This is a genomic window from Lutibacter agarilyticus, from assembly GCF_900188235.1.
GTDB classification, from domain to species: domain Bacteria; phylum Bacteroidota; class Bacteroidia; order Flavobacteriales; family Flavobacteriaceae; genus Lutibacter; species Lutibacter agarilyticus.
This window is the reverse complement of sequence record NZ_FZNT01000003.1, coordinates 271,859-292,223: the sequence shown is the minus strand read 5'-3', so window position 1 is coordinate 292,223 and position 20,365 is coordinate 271,859. Positions and strand designations below refer to the sequence as shown.

At 30.7% G+C, this 20,365-nt stretch carries 8 protein-coding genes and 1 pseudogene; 4 read left to right on the top strand and 5 right to left on the bottom strand.

The window, feature by feature from the left end; all coding sequences use genetic code 11:
- Window position 1: 1 nt before the first annotated feature.
- The 3 genes from CHB67_RS06290 to CHB67_RS06280 are packed head-to-tail and all read right to left on the bottom strand — an operon-like array spanning window position 2 to window position 2,465.
- Complete coding sequence (locus CHB67_RS06290; protein WP_089380907.1) at window positions 2–1,111, bottom strand: glycosyltransferase; 1,110 nt, start codon at window positions 1,109–1,111, stop codon at window positions 2–4.
- Window positions 1,104–2,201 carry a glycosyltransferase gene (locus tag CHB67_RS06285; protein ID WP_141119685.1) on the bottom strand — a complete coding sequence of 366 codons (1,098 nt, stop codon included), beginning with the start codon at window positions 2,199–2,201 and terminating at the stop codon, window positions 1,104–1,106. Before CHB67_RS06285 ends, CHB67_RS06290 begins: the two co-directional genes overlap by 8 nt.
- A gap of 33 nt (window positions 2,202–2,234) precedes the next feature.
- Entirely contained in the window at window positions 2,235–2,465 is a 231-nt protein-coding gene (locus tag CHB67_RS06280; RefSeq protein ID WP_089380905.1) for a uroporphyrinogen decarboxylase, read from the bottom strand.
- A 1,653-nt stretch (window positions 2,466–4,118) separates the two neighbouring features.
- Between CHB67_RS06280 and CHB67_RS06275 the strand changes: the two genes are divergently transcribed.
- The 4 genes and pseudogenes from CHB67_RS06275 to CHB67_RS06260 form a co-directional block, all read left to right on the top strand.
- On the top strand, window positions 4,119–14,480 hold the full coding sequence (locus CHB67_RS06275; protein ID WP_089380904.1) for an FG-GAP-like repeat-containing protein: 10,362 nt from the start codon (window positions 4,119–4,121) through the stop codon (window positions 14,478–14,480).
- 2 nt (window positions 14,481–14,482) lie between these two features.
- A complete protein-coding gene (locus tag CHB67_RS06270) occupies window positions 14,483–17,041 on the top strand; it encodes a choice-of-anchor D domain-containing protein (protein ID WP_141119684.1) in 2,559 nt (852 codons plus the stop codon).
- A gap of 9 nt (window positions 17,042–17,050) precedes the next feature.
- On the top strand, window positions 17,051–17,917 hold the full coding sequence (locus CHB67_RS06265) for a T9SS type A sorting domain-containing protein (RefSeq protein ID WP_089380902.1): 867 nt from the start codon (window positions 17,051–17,053) through the stop codon (window positions 17,915–17,917).
- Window positions 17,918–18,301: 384 nt separating this feature from the next.
- Window positions 18,302–18,901: pseudogene (locus CHB67_RS06260) on the top strand (IS256 family transposase); the annotation flags it as partial.
- Between the two features lie 434 nt (window positions 18,902–19,335).
- Here the strand turns inward: CHB67_RS06260 and CHB67_RS17190 are convergent.
- A complete protein-coding gene (locus CHB67_RS17190) occupies window positions 19,336–19,491 on the bottom strand; it encodes a hypothetical protein (protein WP_176461227.1) in 156 nt (51 codons plus the stop codon).
- A 54-nt stretch (window positions 19,492–19,545) separates the two neighbouring features.
- Window positions 19,546–20,121 carry a DUF6371 domain-containing protein gene (locus tag CHB67_RS17310; RefSeq protein WP_141119683.1) on the bottom strand — a complete coding sequence of 192 codons (576 nt, stop codon included), beginning with the start codon at window positions 20,119–20,121 and terminating at the stop codon, window positions 19,546–19,548.
- Window positions 20,122–20,365: the final 244 nt, after the last annotated feature.

The following is a 20,365-nucleotide window of genomic DNA, read 5'->3' as shown; positions in this document are numbered from 1 at the left end:
TCTAAATAAGTTTTAAAATTTCTAATGCACTTGTATTTGTATTGAGATTTTTAAGAATTTTTTCGCGTTTAATAATATCTTCTTTTTTGAAATTTATGAGAGAATATTCTTTAATTTTTTCTTGAAATTCTTTTTTTGTATTTGCAATAATACACAAATCCTCTAATCCTGTTTTAAGAATCATTTCATTGTTTACAATGCAAAATCTACCACTGTATAATGCATTTAATAATTTTAACTTAATTCCAGTATTTTGAAATGTTGGAAGTACATTAATATGGGCGTTGTTAAGTAACTCTTCTAGTTGATTGTTATTAGTAATATCTATAAAGTTAATGTTTGTATGCTTTTTAATACGTGTTGACATTTTTTTGTTAATAGTGCTACTAGCAATAATCAAAGGGTAATCAATTTCAGAAAAAACATCAATTAAAAAGGAACAGGATTTTAAGTTATCAGCAATACGTAAATCACCATGGTACAGGGCATAATCACCAATGCCTTCTGATGATTTGATGAAATTATGTTGGTGAAAAGCAGGAATGTATTTTGTTTTTGAAGGGAATTTAGTTGAAAAATAAAGATGTTCTAATGGAGATATAGAAAGAATATAATTAGCTTTATCTAAAATACTTTCATAATTTTTAAGTTTAGCAGCTTCAAAAGTGAAATATATTTTTTTGAAACTGTTTTCTTCACTTTTAGATAGTCCTTTGTAATAATTATGCTCAATATTATGCATTCTTATTAGTTTAGTTCGGTCTTTAAATTCAGAAATAACTAAAGGGTATGTGGTGTGTAAGCCTTCAAATAAAATTGTGAAATCATTCAATTTCAGGTTTTCAATTAAACTTTTATTAGCTCTGGTTTTAACAATAAAAGGAATTTTAGATATTGAACTTTTAATTTTAGAGTTTCTTTTGTAATAATAAATTTTATCACAATATTTATTTAGCTCTTTGTTTTCGCCTCTTCCATATTCAAAAGTGTGTAAAATAATTTTAACACCTAATTTGTGTAATGCTTTTAGCTTATAAAAAACATCAATTACTCCACCGTAATTTGGTGGGTAAGGCACATCAAAAGAAATAATATTTAAATATTTATTCAAGATTATTTATAATTTCAATTAGTTTTTTAGATTCTTTCTCCCAAATTAACTCATTACTGGCTTTTATAAGTTGTTTACTATATAAACTTTTACCTTTTTGTAGCATTGCTGTAATTTGGTTGGCCAATGCTGTTGGACTTCTGTCTAAAATAATTTCACCAACATTGTATTGTTCTACAATTTGTTTCATTTCAATCAAATCTGAAACTAAAATAGGAACTTGAGCTTGTATATAATCAAACACTTTATTTGGAAGTGCAAACCTGTAGTTTAAACCTAAATCTTCTTCAATGCTTAACCCTAAATCAGCCAATGGGGTTAGTTTTTGTAATGCTTTAGGTGTAATTTTTGAAATGAATTTTACTTTCTCTTGAAGGTTTAACTTTTTTACTTGTAGAACTAATTGTTTTTCAACATCTCCACTTCCAATAATAACAAAAATAGCGTTATCTATGCGCTTCATTGTTTCAATCATTAATTCTAGCCCTCTTCCTTTATTTAAAGCTCCTTGGTATAAAATTATTTTTTGATTGTTAGTGTTAAAAGGAAATGTGCCATTTAAATTATTAGTTGTTTTAAAAGGTAAATTTCTAAGCGTTTTAAAGTTTGTATTATATTTAGAATTGTAATAATTAGCAATAGAATTACAAACGGTGTAATTGTGTTTTAGTTTTGGTACAATAAATTTTTCAATTCGCAGCCAAGTATTTTTAACAAAAGTTCTATCAATTAGTTCTGGAACTTCTGTAAACAGTTCGTGACTATCATATACTAATTTAGTTTTAAATATTTTGCTTGCAAAATAATTTGGCAATAAAGTATCTAAATCATTGGCTAATAAAATATCTTTTTTAGTAAAAAGTAGTTTTAAAAATAACCTCAAATTATATTCCGCATAAAATAAAACACCTTTGTTAAAAAGCAATTTGAATCTTAAAGTGCTATACTTTCTATTTATAGGAATGCTGTTTTTTAGCTTTCGACCAATAACAGTAACATTAAAATTCATTTCAGTTAAACTAGTGCATACTTTGTGTACCCGTTGATCGGTAGTAATGTCGTTAGTAACTGAAACTATTACTTGTTTCAAAAGAAATTATTTTTTTAGACTACTAAAATACTATTATTTATTTTTCCTAATGGTTAAATAATAAATGTTTACTAACAATATAAAAACATTAGTAATAATTATGGGTAAAGATGTTGCTAGCATTACTCCATAAATAATAAACAAAATAGCTCCAACCGAGTTTATAATTCTTAAAGTATTTACATTTTTCATCATAAATGAAATAATGAGCGCAACGGAAGCTAAGTAGCCAACCCATTCGGTAATTTCTATTCCTAAAAACATATAGTTAAAATTTGGGAGGCAAATATAGGTATAAAAGAATGAAGTAAGGTCTATAAAAAAGAAACCTCACTCTTTCGAGTGAGGAAAATTGCTATGAAAAAGATTGATAAACATAAAGATATGCTTATCAGGTACAAAGATATGAAGTTTTATAAAGTGAAAATGATATTTAATGTTAAATTTTTCTAAAAACAGATTTTTAGTGATGTTTTTTTGTTAATTATTCAAAAATAGATAGTCTAATTACTTTTACTTAAGTTCTAAATAGTTTTTTAAAAGTAGTATTATAAAGTTAAATAGTTAAAATTTACCTAACCTTGATTATTTTTTTTGCTAATTGATAATTATCATAGAATAAATAGTTTTTTCACTTTAAATTTGACCGTTGGTAAAACCTAACCTCAATAATGGTTTTATTAACATTCTTTTTCATAGCAATTTTCCCATCTCCTAGAGGTGGGTTTTTTTATGCTTTAAAATCAATAAGTTAGTTTTAATATATTTTTAGAACTAGTTATTATTTGTTGGTAAATGATATTTAATTAGAAAATGAAATCTGTTAGATAGAACTATAAAATAGCTATTTTTAATTCGAAAAGTGGAATAGGATGATTTCAAAAGATAAAGTTTAAAAATACCTTCATCTTTAGATGAAGAGAAATTGTAATAGTTCAAATAAAAATAGTGGAGACGCCGGCTCCATAAACATAAGACGTAATCACTTGACAATTAAGTAGATGATTGTTTTTAAATTTAAATGGGTACTAATTTGGTATTCAAAATTAATAGATTAATAAAAAATGGGTATTAACAAACGATACCAGTCGTTGTAGATAGTTTGTTAATTATGATTTACCCCTTTAAAAAAGCGTACTTCAAGTCCTGTGTAGACCAATTTTTGAATCCTTAATAGTTTTTTAGTGATAAAGTTTAGGTTTTTTGATTTTATATAGGGTATGCATTTTAATTTTTCACCTCTTTTTAGGGGTGGTTTTTTGTTTCAAAATATCTAAATTTTAATAATTTATAAATGCACTACGGATTTCCGTAACATATAATTAGTTATTAATCCTACATTTGGTTTTATTAAATAAATCATTATTTTTTTTAATTAAAACAAAAATTTAACCTTAAATAAAAAAAGATTCAAAATCTATAATAAGAGGTTAGCTGATAATTATCACTAAATTATTGATAATAAGTACCTAAGTTTGTTATATTCTGAATATAAAATTGTTTAAAGTTGATTGAAATAATAAACTTTAACAATGGATTTGGAATATAAAAAGCTATGTATTTTAACACCTATTTTAGGTTGTAAAAAATTGTTATGAAACCATTCCTAATATTTACGTTCGCTCAAAACTTACGCACGTTAACTCATTTTATAAATATTTACTTTAAATTAAAATTACCTTTATTGATTGAAATATAGTTACATCCCCCAAAAATCGCTTTATGAAAAAAAAACTACTCGAATTAACCCTATTGTTTCAATTTATTTATTTCAGTAATTGGGATAGACTATCTTTTAAGTTCAATTCTGAACCATTTAAAATCATTTTAAAACGAAACAATAATTTTATACTCAAATTACGATGTGTAAATAATTGTATTTCTGCTATGCCTTATCATTTCTTAAAATAATTAATTATGAAAAAATTATTACTTTTTTTAGTATTCTCAATTTTCACATTTCCTTCTTCAGTTTTTGCCCAAAATGAAGTACCAACAGCAATTACTTTATCTGCATTAACAGTTGATGAAAATTTAGCCATTGACACAGAAGTAGGCGTTTTAACTACAACGGACGCTGATGTATCCGACACTTTTACGTATGCCTTAATTTCAGGAACAGGAGATACAGACAATGCTAGTTTCACAATATCAGGTGACCAATTATTGACTGCTGAATCTTTTGATTTTGAAACCAAGACATCTTATGAAATAAGAATAGAAACGAATGATGGTAATGGAGGAATATTTAGTAACACCTTTACCATTTCTGTAAACGATATTTTTGAAAACCAAACACCCACAGCGATTGCATTATCAGCTTCAACAGTTGATGAAAATTCAATAGTTGGAACAGAAGTAGCAACACTTACTTCAGCGCCAGTTGATGGGTCAGATACTTTTACATATGAATTGGTTGTAGGTGATGGAAGTACAGACAATGCCAGTTTTACAATCTCAGGAGACAAACTATTAACAGCTGAATCTTTTGATTTTGAAACCAAAGCAACTTATGACATTAGGATAGAAACGGATGACAGTAACGGCGGAACATTTAGTGACACCTTTACGATTACAGTTAATGATATTAACGATTCACCAACAGCAATTGCTTTATCGGCATTAACAGTTGATGAAAATTTAGATATTGGAACAGAAGTAGGAGCCTTTACCACTACCGATGCTGATGTTTCAGATACTTTTACTTATACGTTAGTAGTTGGAACAGGAGATGCCGACAATGCCAGTTTCACTATTTCAGGAGACAAACTATTAACAGCTGAATCTTTTGATTTTGAAACTAAGGATTCTTACGAGATTCGAGTAGAAACCAATGATGGAACAGCTACTTTTAGTGACACCTTTACTATTACAGTAAATGATGTTTTTGAAAACCAGTTACCAGCAGTAATCGTTCTGTCAGTTGAAAAGGTTGACGAAAATTTAGCCATTGGAACAGCGGTAGCAACACTTACTTCATTTCCAGTTGATGGATCAGATACCTTTACTTATACCTTAGTAGCAGGAGCAGGAGATACTGATAATACAAGTTTCACTATTTCAGAAGATCAATTGTTAACCAAAGAAGTTTTTGATTTTGAAACCAAGGATTCTTACGAGATAAGAATAGAAACTAATGATGGGAATGGTGGAATATTTAGTGACACCTTTACTATTACAGTTAATGATGTTTTTGAAAACCAAGCCCCAACAGCAATTGCTTTATCTGTATTAACGATAGATGAAAATTTAGCCATTGACACAGAAGTAGGAACCTTTACAACTACCGATGCTGATGTAGCAGATACTTTTACTTATACATTAGTAACAGGGACAGGAGATACCGACAATACAAGTTTTACTATCTCTGGAGATAAACTATTAACCGCAGCATCTTTTGATTTTGAAACCAAAGTATCTTACAAGATACGAGTAGAAACCAGTGATGGAACAGATGTTTTTAGTGATACTTTCACGATTACAGTTAATGATATTAACGATACACCAACAGCTATTGCTTTATCCTCATTAACAATTGATGAAGATTTAAATATTGGAACAGAAATAGGAAGCCTTACTTCAACAGATGTTGACTCATCTAATTTTACCTATTCATTAGTAGCTGGAGACGGAGATACAGACAATACTAGTTTTACCATTTCAGGAGATAAATTATTAACCAATGAAGTTTTTGATTTTGAAACCAAGGATTCCTATGAGATAAGAGTAGAAACCAATGATGGTACTGATGTTTTTAGTGATACTTTCACTATTACCATTAACGACATTGTTGAAATTCGTGATATCTCGGGAGTAATCTCTACAAATACAACTTGGAGAGCAGTAAACAATCCTTACACGATTGTAGGGCACACCCAAATTAGTGCAGGAGCTACCTTAACTATAGAACCTGATGTAGAAGTTAATTTTATGGGTGATCGTAAGATCGTAGTGAATGGTAATATTAACATCAACGGTACGGATTTAAGTCATGTAACGTTTAATGGGAATAGTACTGTTGGTTCAACAAGTATGATTTTATTTCAAAGTGCTAATTTAAATAATAGTTCTATAAATTATGTTGACTTTACTGGTCCTCAACGAGCTATACAATTGGCGGATGAATCTTCTAATATTCAAGACGAAATAAAAAACACCAATTCTTTAAATGTAAACAATTGTACATTTACCAATACAGGAGTTGCTACAAAAGGGATTTGGAATTCAGCTGAATTAAATATTGAAAATTCTATTTTCAACTCTTGTTCATTACAAGGTTATAACTATTCAGATTTTATTACTTTAAGAAGTTGTGTAATAAACAGTTCAATAATTGATTTTCCATACTCTCGTGGAGTTAAAATATATAATTCTCATTTTGCTTCATCAAGTTTTAAAATTTATGGTGAATGGTACCAGTCTAGTTTTTTAATTGATGGGTCTAAAATTTACAATTCGAATTTTTCAGGATATGAAGGTGATATCTCTATTAATAAAACAATTTTAGTTGATTCACCTTTAAACCTTCCTCAAAATGATGTTGAAATATCAAACTCAGTAATTTCTTTTGATGGTACGGAAACATATCAAGGAATGGAAGGTCAGGAAATGGATATTCAAGGAGTATATTCTAGGAAAGCGACCATCACAAATACGTTGATAACTGGAAGAGGAGCAGGAACGGGAGTTGAAATATATGATTACAATAATTATCAAAGTACAATTTCAAACTCTATTATTACTAATAACACAACAGGTATAAAAGTAACAGGAACCTATGGTGTTTTTGATTTTCAAAATAACAATTTCACTAAAAATAAAGAATATGCATTAAACAATCAAAATAATAATAACATAACAGCGACCAATAATTATTGGGGAACAATTGATGAATTGGAAGTTGAAGACTTAATTTATCATAGTCCAGATGATGTTTTTTCAAATATAGGAATTGTAACATTTACTCCAATTCTTAGTATTCCAAACACCACAACTTCTACCGTAATTTCTCCACCATTAAATATAGCGAAAGTACCATCAGGAAGTGATGTTGTTTTAACTTGGACACCAAATAGTGAAACAAGTGTTATAGGTTATAAATTATATTATGGAGATCCTACTGGTTTGTCATATTCAAATGTAATTGATTTAGGAAATGTGAACACCTATACTTTAGTCGGAGGATTAATTGACACAGAATATGCTTTAACAGCGTATACAACAACTGCGGATGGTGTAGACGACCAAATAGAAGGTTTTGAAAGTTGGTTTTCTTTAGCTAAAGAACCAAAAGTATCCTTAAGTGTAGCAGAAGAATTAGTAAACGAAGAAGTTGGTGTAATTATAATTACGGCAGCTATGGAAACAGTGTTGCCTTATGACACCACTGTGAATTTAACTACAACAGGTACTGCAACTTTAGACACAGATTATACAATTTCTTCAAATACAATAACAATTCCTGCAGGCTCTTTAAGCAGTACAGCTGAAGTTACAGTACTTACTGATGCCTTAGTAGAATTTGACGAAACTATTGTTGTAGCTATTGAAAGTGTGGTGAATGCTTCTGAAGATGGTGAACAGCAAATTACACTAAATATTGAAAATGTAAACGACCCAATTATTACATTGGCTATTTCTGCAACAACTATTGGAGAAAATGAAAGTTTTACAATTACAGCAACCATAGATGCACCAATCTCTAAAGATGTTGTTATAGATTTAGAATCTGTAGGTGAAGCAAAGTACGATACAGATTTTACAAGTAATTCAGTAATTAGAATTAGTACAGTAGCTGGTGGTAACGGAAGAGGAAGTGCTAATAATCAGTTATATAACCCCAGAGGTGTTTTTGTAGATGCGACAGGAAATATGTATATTACAGAAGCTGGTTATAGTAGGATTAAAAAATGGAATAAAGGAGCAACTCAAGGAGAAGTAATTATAAATGGAGTTAGTGATCCAATAGATGTTTATGTGGATGAAGAAGGGGCAATTTATGTGTTAGAGAGAGGTCTTCATCAAGTTCGTAAATTTGTTTTAGGTGATACCACTGGTATTGTTGTGGCAGGAGGGAATGATTATGGCTCAGATTCCAACCAATTGAGAAATCCTACAGGCTTCTTCGTGGATGAAGTTGGAAATATTTATATAGCAGATTCTGATAACCAACGAATACAAAAATGGGAGCCTGGTGCTGCAGAAGGAATAACGGTAGCTGGAGGAAATGGGCAAGGTAATGCTGCAAATCAGTTAAGTTATCCAAATGCAGTTTCTATAGATTCTGAAGGAAATATATACATTGCAGATTCAGAAAATAATCGAGTACAGAAATGGGGTAATAACTCAACAAAAGGAGAAACCATTATAAGTAATTTTAATTATCCAACAGATATTTATGTAAATGACAATGGCGCTATTTATATAGTAAGCCCTAATAACAGTCTTATCAAAAAATTTGAGTTAGGAATGGATACGGGTGTTGTGGTTGCTGGAGGAAATGGTTCTGGTTCGGCAGAGAATCAATTAGCATATCCATATAATTTTATTGTTGATACAACCGGTAATATTTATGTGTCAGATTCAGAGAATTCACGTATTCAAAAATATGATATTTCACCACAAATAATAATTAAATCGGGTGAAACAACTGCAGAATTAACTGTTTCAGGAATAGAAGATACTCGAGATGAATTGGATGAAACAATTATTTTAAATACCACTGCTAGTAATGCTGTTTTAGGAAGTGCAGATCCAATAGCTGTTACATTAACAGATATAAACGAACCACCAACAGTGGCATTTACGTTTAGTGAAGAAAAAATTACTGAAAATTCTGATACAGATGTCACACTTACGGCTACAGTATCAAGTGTTTCAGCTAAAGATGTAGCTGTCACATTTACACTAGAAGGGAGTGCTATAGAAACTACAGATTATGTGGTGAGTAGTACAACAATCGCTATTCCTGCAAATAGTTCTAAAGGAACATTAACAATTTCAACAAAAGATTTAGATGATGTCCTAGTGGAGGTTTTAGACAGTATTGTCTTTAAAGTAAATACAATTACCAATGCAACAGCTTTAGTAGATAAAGCAACTTTATTACTAGAAAGTGATGATGATCCTAATGTGGTAATTACTACATCTACAGATGTTATTGCAGAACATGAAACCTTCAATATTATTGCAACCTTAGATTATGCAAGCTCAAAAGATGTTATGGTTAGCTTGGAATCTATTGGAACAGCAATTTATGATGGCGATTTTAAAAGAAATACACCTGTAGAAATAAGCACAGTGGCCGGTGGAAATAGTTATGGAAATGCAGCAAATCAATTATACAATCCAAGAGGTGTTTTTGTTGATGCTATGGGTAATGTATATATTGCAGATCATTCTAATGGAAATATTAAAAAATGGATACCTGGGGCTACAGAAGGTGAAATAGTAATTACTAGTGGTAATCCAATTGATGTTTTTGTAGATGTAAATGGAAATATATACGCATTAGAAATATATGAAAATCGCGTTACCAAGTGGATTCCGGGAGCTTCATCTGGAGAAGTGGTTGCGGGTGGAAATTCACATGGAACTGCCGATAATCAATTAGCTTACCCACAAGGTTTTTATATAGACGAGATGGGTAATATATTTGTTGCTGATACAAATAATCACCGTATACAAAAATGGGAGCCTGGAGCAATTGAAGGAATTACAGTTGCAGGTGGAAATGAGGCTGGTAATGGAAACAATCAATTATCTAGTCCTCAAGCAGTTTTTGTAGATGGCGATGGAAATATTTATGTAGCAGATACGAATAATAATCGAATCCAAAAATGGGCCCCAAATGCTATAGAAGGAGAAACGGTAATCGCTGGCATTAACTATCCTACTGATATACATATTGATTTAAATGAAAACATTTATGTGTTAGATCAAAATAGTCAAAGTGTTCTAAAATACCCAGCAAGTATAACTTCAGGTATTGTTGTGGCAGGAGGAAATGGATATGGTTCTGAAGCAAACCAATTTAATAATGCCTATAATTTTACGGTTGATGCAATAGGTAATATTTATGTATCAGATTATAGTAATCATCGTGTCCAAAAATATGAAGCAAGTTTACAAGTAATTGTGAAAGCTGGTGATACTGAAGGTTCACTTACCTTGTCGGGTATTGAAGATGAGTTAAATGAGGAAGGTGATGAATATATTGTTATAAAGAAAACAGGAACACAAAATGCTATTTTAACGGAGGTTGAAGATTTATCTGTAACTTTATTAGATAACACAAAAACATTAGCGCTTAAAAGTAGTCCTTTTATGGGCTTGTCTGAAGGAGCTGTTTCCTGGGGAGATTATGACCGAGATGGCGATAAAGATGTTGCCATAATGGGGCAAAGTAATATATTAGGAGCTGTTACTTTATTATATGAAAATGTAGATGGAGAATTTGTAGATACCAATCAAAATTTCGCGAAACTATATGGTGGTGATATCACTTGGGTAGATTTAAATAAAGATGGTTGGATAGATTTGGTAGTTTCTGGTTTTGATGGTTCAGCACCTCAAACAAAAGTTTATATGAATAATGGAGGTACCTATTTTGAACCTACTAATGGTTATGGATTACCAAAATTATTCTCTACTAAAATGGCTTGGGGTGATTTAGATAATGATGGTGATATTGATTTGGCTATTGCTGGTCAAGATGCAGCAAATAATTATGTGTTTGATGTATATTACAAAGAAGACACTTCAAATAATTTCGAAAAAGAGTTGCTATTTAATCATGAAGGGTTTATCAATGGAGATCTTAAAATAGTAGATTTAGATTTAGATGGGGATAATGACATTATTTACAATGGACAAAATAGTTCAGGAAACCCAAGCGGTGGTTACATCTTAAATTCGTATATAAGAACAACAAATACAAATAGTAATTGGCAGTTATATGAAGAATTAAGATTGAAAAATTCATCTATTGAAGTTGCAAAAATAAATGATGCTCAAAATGAGCTTGTAATTATTTCAAGTGGAGAAGATAGTAATGGGAGTACACAGCTTTATACGAATACTCTAAATTCAGATTATTATTACTCAAACATAGAAAGTTTATTTCCAAAATTGAAAAATGGAGATATTTCAATAGCAGATTATAATAATGACGGGAATTATGATGTTGTTTTAACTGGTGAAAGTCAGGAAGGAGTACCAGTTACAAAATTATTTAAGCAAAATTCTAATGGTTTTGTTGATTCTGAAATTGAATTAAAAGGACTGAGAGAGTCTACTGCGACATGGGTAGATTATGATATGGATGGCGATTTAGATTTATTTTTAACAGGAATTGGGTCTAGTGGAGCAGAAACCTTATTGTATGAAACTGAAATTGCAAATAAGAAAAATGCAGCACCAGCCCAAATATCAGGTTTAGTAGCTGAAGATTTAGGGAATGGAAAAATACGTTTTAAATGGGATTTACCATCAGATGATTATGCTACCAATTTAGGATATGTAATTAGAGTTGGTACAACCCCAGGAGGAACAGAGTTATCGAATACAGAGAGTGATTTAACAACAGGTATTAGGCTTATTTCAAAAGCGCCACCTATTTATACAAATTTTTATGATATGCAGTTAGACCCTGGAAATTATTATTGGTCAGTTCAAGCAGTAGATCCAGGATTAAAAGGCAGTGAGTTTTCAGATGAAGATTCATTTACCTTAGTCTATGAGTGGAAAATTTTAAATCAGGGAGGTATTGTTGATAGAAGTGTTCAAGGAGTTGCTGACCCTGTTTTAAAATTGGGAGATGTTGATAATGATAACGATTTAGATGTAATTTATGGTTCAGAAACGGGTTCTGAGACTCAATTACTAAAATTTGATGGAAAGCAATTAATAAAAGAAAATTCAAATCCATTTGGCTATATTAATAGTATTACAAATAGTGAAGTAGGTGATATTAATGGGGATGGAGTTGCTGATATTTTAATCAATCATTGGGTTAATTCCAATTATCAATTAAAAATATATTTAAGTAATGGTTCTGGATACTCTCCAAGGAATGTTGGAAATGGTTTGTACAAGGCAAAGGCTAAGATAATTGATTTAAATAATGATGGGCAAGCCGAAATATTTTTAGTTGGAATGTCTAGTAGTTCCATTTCAGGGGTTCCTAAACTTTATTTATATGAGTACAATCCTGTAACAAGTACATTTAATTTAGATGATGTTTCTAGTCAAATAGACCCATTACAATATGCCTCTTATGATTTGGGGGATATCGATAATGACCAGGATATTGATTTCATCATAAGTGGTTTTAACGCTTCAACTGGTATACAAAGTTTTATTTACGAAAATGTAACGGAATTGGGCGGTGAATTTACCTTACAAAAAACCACTAATAATTTAGTTGCTGTTAAAAATGGGACAACTGATTTAATTGATTTTGATGGAGATGGCGATTTAGATGCCGTATTCACTGGAGAAAGTAAAGTAAGTGATGTTTTTGAAATTTACATGAACAAATTAAATGAAGGTATCTCGGAATGGCCAAGGCTAGCAAATGGTCTGTCGCCAATGAGAGATGGGAAAATTGATTTAGGAGATTTTGATGGAGATGGATATACTGATTTGTTGTATTCAGGAACTTTTGAAGGAATTGGAGATATCACTAAGCTAAGTGAATATGATGCTGCTACAAAAACATATGTTGAAAGTGCATTTGACGTAAGCGATATTATAAAAGCTGAAGTAGAATTTGGTGATTTGGATGGAGATGGTGATTTAGATTTTGTAATTGCAGGTAAAAGTGCAGAAACAAATGGAGGCAATATTTTTAGAACCTATATAAATGTTAGAAATCAATCTGCGGAAGTATTAGGTAAACCAGCTGGGAAAAGACCTAAATACGCAGGGAAAAGTTCTGCTAAGAGTTCAGCTACAATAACTGAATTTGTTGTTAATAATGCTCCGTCTGTTCCAGTAGTAAATGATATAGTATTTTTAGAGGGAACTGATGGCTCAGTTGATATTCCATTAGAATTTTCTTGGAACCCGGCAACTGATGATCATACACCTAGTGTTGGATTAACATATGCTATTAAAATTGGAACTACACCAGGAGGTGAAGATGTAATGTCTTCAAATTCAAATTCAAATGGCGTTAAAAAAGATGCTGAAAAAGGAAATGTAGAACACAATTTAAAATGGAAATTAAGTTTACCTGAAGGAACTTATTACTGGTCGGTTCAGGCAGTTGATGCATCTTATTCAGGTTCAGAATTTACAACTCCTGTTCAATTTAAGGTTACAGCAACAGGTATAGACTCTGATAGTGATGGAGATGGTATTGAAAATAGTTTGGATATATGTCCAAACACTCCAAAAGGAGATGCTGTTGATCAAAATGGTTGCTCGGTGAATGCATTATTAGGAGATAGTAATGGAGATGAAAAGGTGACTGTGACTGATCTAGTGCTAAATGTAAATTATATTTTAGGTCTTAATCCAATTCCATTTGTATTTAAAGCCGCCGATGTTAATAATGATGAAGTAGTGGATATATTAGATATCGTTGGAACGGTTGATATTATTTTATCTCCAGCTAGTAAAAATAATAATTCAAAAGACGAATGGAATTACTATTCTAATATTCCAATAGATGATGCTTTATTTTATTGGGAAGGAAATGATTTGTATGTTTCTTCAAACGAAGCCATAGCAGGAATGCAGTTGGTATTTGATACTGATTTTGATTATGATCTTTCTCAAGAATTATCCAATTTTGATCGATTAAACTTCAGTAAAGAAGCAGATCAAACAATAATGATATATAGTTTTTCAGGAATATCAATTGAACCTGGAATAACAAAATTATTGACCAAATTTGATAATAATGAGGTTAGTTTAGATGTTGAAAAATCTGCAGCAGGTACACCAAAAGGAATGAAATTGGCGGTTAAGTTTGACTTTAATGAGCTAATTACACCAACAGAATCTTTTAAATTAGGTCCTAATCCTTCAAATGGATTTATGACTTTATATCATTATTTACCTGAAGAAAGAGATTTATTACTTATAAGAGCATACAATTTAAATGGAGTTATGGTTTGGTCGAGTGACAAAATTAAAAGTTCATTGGGTCAGGGAGTAAATCCTATTAATTTGGAGTTTTTAAATGATGGTGTTTATTTTCTAGTTATAGAAGCATTTAAGCAGGGAGAAATAAAAGAAAAAGAAGTTAAACAAATAATAATAAGAAAGTAATTGTGAAAATAAAGATATTTCTAATTACGGTACTTTTTCTTGGTTTTTCAAATAGTATTCTGTCTCAGAATGTGCTTTCTGTTGAAACTAAAGGAGTAACTACCGCTACGGAATTTGAATTGGCTATTTCATTGGAAAACACCGATGGAATAGCTGCAATTCAATTTGATATAAATTACAATGCGAATGAATTTGAACTATTAACTGGGCATAGTTTAACCAGTAGAGGTGCAAATCATTCATTAGGTTTAAATTCAATATCAGAAGGAGTTGTTAGAGTCCTTATTTATAATTTTACCACATTAAATATTATAGGGAACTCGGGAGGTTTAATGTTATTAAAGTTAAAATCTAAAAACAATTCGGGAGATTATCCTTTTACACTTTCAAATGTTGATTTTTCATCTTCATCAGCAGGTTCTATTTCTTCAACTATTCAAAATGGAGTGATAACCGTTTTGGGGCCAAAAATGGAGGTGTTAGAAAGTCAGGTTTATTTTGGAAGCGTTTTATTAGGGTCGAATCAGACAAGGAGTTTACCTATACGAAATTCTGGGAATCAGCCTTTAGAAATTACAGGTATAAATGATGTTTTTCCTTTTAGTATTCAAGGAGGTTTTCCCATTGATATCCCAGCCCATTCAACAACTTATTTAGCTGTCTCGATTGATACTTCAACAAAATTTAATGGGTCTAAAGAATTAAGTTTTGTAAATAATGATCCTGATTTAGTTCGAGGCGCTCAAAAAGTTATTTTAAATGCAGTTGTTTATGCCGTAAACACTATAAGAATTGGAGGTGGTTCTGCAGAAATAAATTCGGAAATTGAAATACCTGTCAGTGTTGACAATATGGAAGATTTTACGGGATTTCAATTTGATATTACACTTCCAGAGGGAATTGAATACGTACCTAATTCAATTATAGAAACAAGTAGATTTGATGATCATTTAATAGGTGTAAATTTAATTGATGGAAATACACTTCGTTTTATAGGGTATTCACCTTCAAACAAAAATTTCACAGGAAATTCGGGAGAATTATTTAGCTTTAAATTAAAACCAACTGTTAGCTCTGGATATTTTGGATTGAATGTGTCAAATGCTATTTTAACGAATATTGCTCAAGAAAATATTCTTTCAAATTCATATAGTGGATCTATTCAAATAAATTCACCTAATCTATCAATAACCCCTTTAAATATTAATTTTGGGAGTGTGCCAATTACAAAAACACAGCAAACTTCTTTGAGATTGACTAATACAGGAAATGCATCATTATTAATTGATGAAGTAGTTTATGATAATTCAGAGTTGAGTTTGGATATTCAGTTACCTTTAACTATTCCAGTTGGATCTTATCAGGATGTGAATTTGGATTATACCCCTTTGGAGGTTGGTGATTTTGAGGAAGCCATTTCATTTAAAAACAATGGACTAACTGAACAGAATACCCTTTCGGTACAGGCATCTGCATTTTCACCAAACTATGTGATGGTCAAAAATCAGGAAGTGTATCGTAATGAAACCAATATGTGTCAAATTTTACTAAAGAATAAGGATCTTGCTAGAGGGGTTCAGTTTGATGTTGAATTACCAATTGATTTTACTTTGGATATTGCAAATGTTAGTGCTGTTGGAAGAGCTGAAGGGTTTGATGTTGCAGCTTCAAGTATTGGAGGAACAAGTTATAGGGTTATTTTGTACACACTAAGTAGTTCATCAATAAGTGTAGGAGGAGAGTCAATAATTCAACTTCCTATTAGCATTGCTGGTAATGTGGGATTAGGTAATTATAAATTTAATTTTTCTAATGTAATTATAAGTGATACAAGCAACGCCGATATTAATAGTTCAGCATTAGAAATAGGGGAATTGACACTTGTGGATAAAGTGAGTTTAGGATTAAAAATGTTTTTACAAGGGCCATTTTCAAATCCGTCTATACCAGATTTAATGAATGATGATTTACGTCTTAGTAATTTACCAACAACGAGTCCATATAGTGATGCTGTGGTTGTAAATCCAAATGTATTTAATACAGGCGGAATCTCTGGATTAGGATTAGTTAAAGATGATATTGTAGATTGGGTATGGATAGAACTTCGTGATGCTTTGAATAACGAAACTGTTATTTCGGGTAAATCTGGATTGATACAGCGGGATGGTGATATTGTTGCTGTTGATGGAGTTTCAGTCTTGTCATATAATGTTAATGCTGATGATTATTACGTAGCGATTAATCATAGAAACCATTTAGGAATACTTTCATCTACATCACTTTTTCTTTCATCTACTCCATTAAGTGTTGATTTTACAACAGATGTATCCTTAATTCAAGGAGGAAGTAATGCTGTATTGAATGTATCCAATAATCTAACATTGATTGGAGGAGATTACGATAGTAATGGACAAGTTCAAAATACGGATATATCTAACATCGTTTTACAATTGGGTGGATCGGGGTATTCCAATGCTGATTTAGATATGAATGGTCAAATTCAAAACACAGATATCAATAATATTATTAACGCAAACCTAGGAAGAGGGCAACAGTTTTAAAAAAAAAATATGAAACAATTTTACACAAAAAGAGCAAAAAAATTACTTACTTTATTAATTGTAGTTATCATAACAACGTTAAATGTAAATGCTCAGCAGATATATTTTAGTTTTGAAAATGCACAAAACACGAACGATGGAACCAATGATTATTATGAAGTAGATGTAATGATAAGTACAGATACAGATTTTAAATTAGGTTCAGGGCAATTATATTTAAATTATAATACGGAGGCTTTTGGAGAAAATGTCTCAGCCAATTCAAAAATTGAATATACTCAGCCAGCTGGTTATATTTTAGGAGCTGTAAATTTATTGCCAATATATAAGGATTTCATACAAAATGATAATACAACTTCGAGGGTGTCATTAAGTTTTCAGCAGAGTTTGAGTTCAGGGAGCATGGATACTAATAATGTGACAGTAACACTAAGTAAGTTATTTCATATAAAAATACAATATTTAGATTATGCAAAACCTTCTCAAGTTACGTTTGAAACGGACGCTACATTTTTAGATCAAACCTTTACAGCTTGTGGATCATCAGCTTTTGCAACAGCAGACTGTACCAATGAACCAGGTACACAAATTTTTGATGATAATTTTGATAATTCAGGTGCTACCTTAGGTTTGGGAAATTTTGAATTATTGGAAGGGGTGAATCTTTATCCTAATCCTTCAATTGATGCAGTTTTTGTTGAAGGATTAAAAGAGAAGTCTCAAGTTTTATTTTATAACATTCAAGGTAGTCTTGTCTTATCTAAAACAAATTATGAAAGAGGGAAGATTGAATTAGGGCATCTGAGAGCAGGAGTCTATTTGGTAAAAATAATTAATGAAGAAGGTGTTAGTTTTCAAAAAATGTTTAAACAATAACCTCCAAAGTAAAATTTAACTCTAAAATTTTATCTAAGAGTTTGCGGAACAAAACACGGTACAAAAAAGAATTATTAAACACTAAAGTACTGGAATAGAGTAAAATAAAAATATAAAAAAAGTCCCGTCCAAACTGAAATTATTATTTGGGGTGAGTTTGGTGATGATTTTCTAAAAAATACAAAAATGTTAATTTCTAGTGATTCCTTTTCTATTGAAATTTGGTTTTGAAATAAATCAGAAATGAGTATTACTGTTGACGGTAATAGATATGGTTTAAGTTTAAGAGAATAATATTACTTCAAATCAGTCACTTTCGTTTTGTATTTAAAAAAATAAAAAACAGTAAATCAATTGATCCAGGGTTTTTAGCGGAGAAAGAGGCTTGGTAAGAATGAAAGTGCTGCTTTCTGGATGTCTGTTTTAACAGATTTAAAGACCAGAGGTGTTCAGGACATTTTAATTACCGTTACCGATAATTTGAACGGATTTACCGATACAATTACGCAGGTTTTCCCCAATTCAACCAAACAAATCTGTGTTGTACATCAAATCAGAAACTCTGCAAGATATGTAGTTTGGAAAGATAAAAAGGAGTTTACCAAAGACTTGAAATATATCTATACTGCTCCAAACCAACAAGCAACAAGAGCTGCATTGGAAGACTTTAAATTAAAATGGAATAGTAAATACTCTTACGCTGTAGATTCTTGGTTCAAAAATTGGGATGAACTTACAGCTTTTCTGGATTTTCCTGTGGAAATAAGACGCATTATTTACACTACAAATCTTATTGAAAACTTAAATGGAAAGATTAGAAAATATACCAAAAATAAACTGTCATTTCCAACGGATGAAGCTGTGAAAAAATCAGTGTATTTGGCGCTTGGTGAAGTTACAAAAAAATGGACTATGCCAATTCATAACTGGGGAATCATTTTAAACCAATTTATGACTTTATTTGAAAATAGGGTTCAACTTTGATAAATTGAACCCTATAAATAAGTTTACACACTTTACGGGATAGTGTCACAAACTAATTGTATTACACTATTGTCGATAATTGTATTACGTTGTATTACACTTTTGTGATACATTTCATTTTCATTGTAGTACAATTGTGATACAAGTCGTTCAATTTTTTTTTTAGATCATTCCAAGTATATTCATTGCTTTTTTCATCTTTATATAGGCGAGGAGAACGTGAAGTTTTTCCACACGAATGGCAGAAACCATATCTGTCAGGGAAGTGATTATAATTTAAAAATTCACCGTCCTTATTCGGCTTATTACAGCAAGGTGTAATTAAAGAAACATTCCTTTTATGTTTATACTCAAAATTTTGTTCAACTTTATTATATGTTTCTTCATAACTGGCAACTTTTGTTATTAACTTAAAGATTACTAAATATCTTGTTTTAGAGGCTGTTAAGTTGGGTTTTCAACTGTTGTTGAAGTTGCCAGTTGCTCTTACTATTATTCCTTGCTTTTGAAACAGTTCCTTTATTAAACCATGTAATACCTGTTACATCTTTTTGTTGTGCTTTGTTTTTTATAGCAATTTTTTTACCCACCTTTATCTTTTTTTTAAAAAGAGAGGTGGGTTTTTGTTTTAACCTAAGCAAGATTTAAAAAGTTCTAAAAACATCTTCCAAATCACAATTATACCAGCCTTCTTCTTTTAATTGCCTATCGGTTTTACCATTTGTCATGTCCCATATATTTACATCTATGCCTAACTGAGTTAAGGATGAGATTTTTTTATTCATTATTTCAACTGCATTTTTACTCATATCTGGAATGATAAGAATTTTACGACCAATTAAAACATTTAATTTTTCTTTAGTTAAGCCATTTATTCCTCCATAAGAGAGCCAGATATATTTAGGTAAATGAATAGCGCCAATAATTGCTGTTTTTTCGCTTTCAACTAAAATGATGACTTTTTGTTTGTTTTCAAGAAGATCAATTAAATGTGCTCCAAACAAACAACTGTAATACCCATCTTCATTTTTGTAAGGAACTCTAAATTGATTACATCTTTTGCCTTTTAAATTGTAATACGAAACTTTAGCTTTTTGTGTTTTACCTTGATTGTTTATATTCCAAAATACGGTGCCTCCATCTTTATTTGTACCTATGTAATACAGTTCTTTTATTCTGTTTGCATTTGTATTACCATATGTATTACGTATGTAATACATCAAATTGTTTTCTGGAGTTTGATTAAAACACCGTAATACAATGCTTTTTGGTACATATTTTATAGTTTTCTCTTTATTATCGACAGCTGTATTACATTGTATCACGCTATTTTTGATTATTGTATCACGTTGTATCACACTGTTGTGATACACTTGTAATACATCTTTGTAATACATGTGTGATACAATAGGTTCAAAACACTTTTTTACATCATTCCATATATATTCTACACCTTTTTCATCT

Bases quoted from the DNA above. Each gene is read 5' to 3' on its own strand.
- CHB67_RS06265 (WP_089380902.1), top strand. From the start codon at position 17,051: ATGAAACAATTTTACACAAAAAGAGCAAAAAAATTACTTACTTTATTA.
- CHB67_RS17310 (WP_141119683.1), bottom strand. From the start codon at position 20,121: ATGTATTACATACGTAATACATATGGTAATACAAATGCAAACAGAATA.
- CHB67_RS06280 (WP_089380905.1), bottom strand. From the start codon at position 2,465: ATGTTTTTAGGAATAGAAATTACCGAATGGGTTGGCTACTTAGCTTCC.
- CHB67_RS06275 (WP_089380904.1), top strand. From the start codon at position 4,119: ATGAAAAAATTATTACTTTTTTTAGTATTCTCAATTTTCACATTTCCT.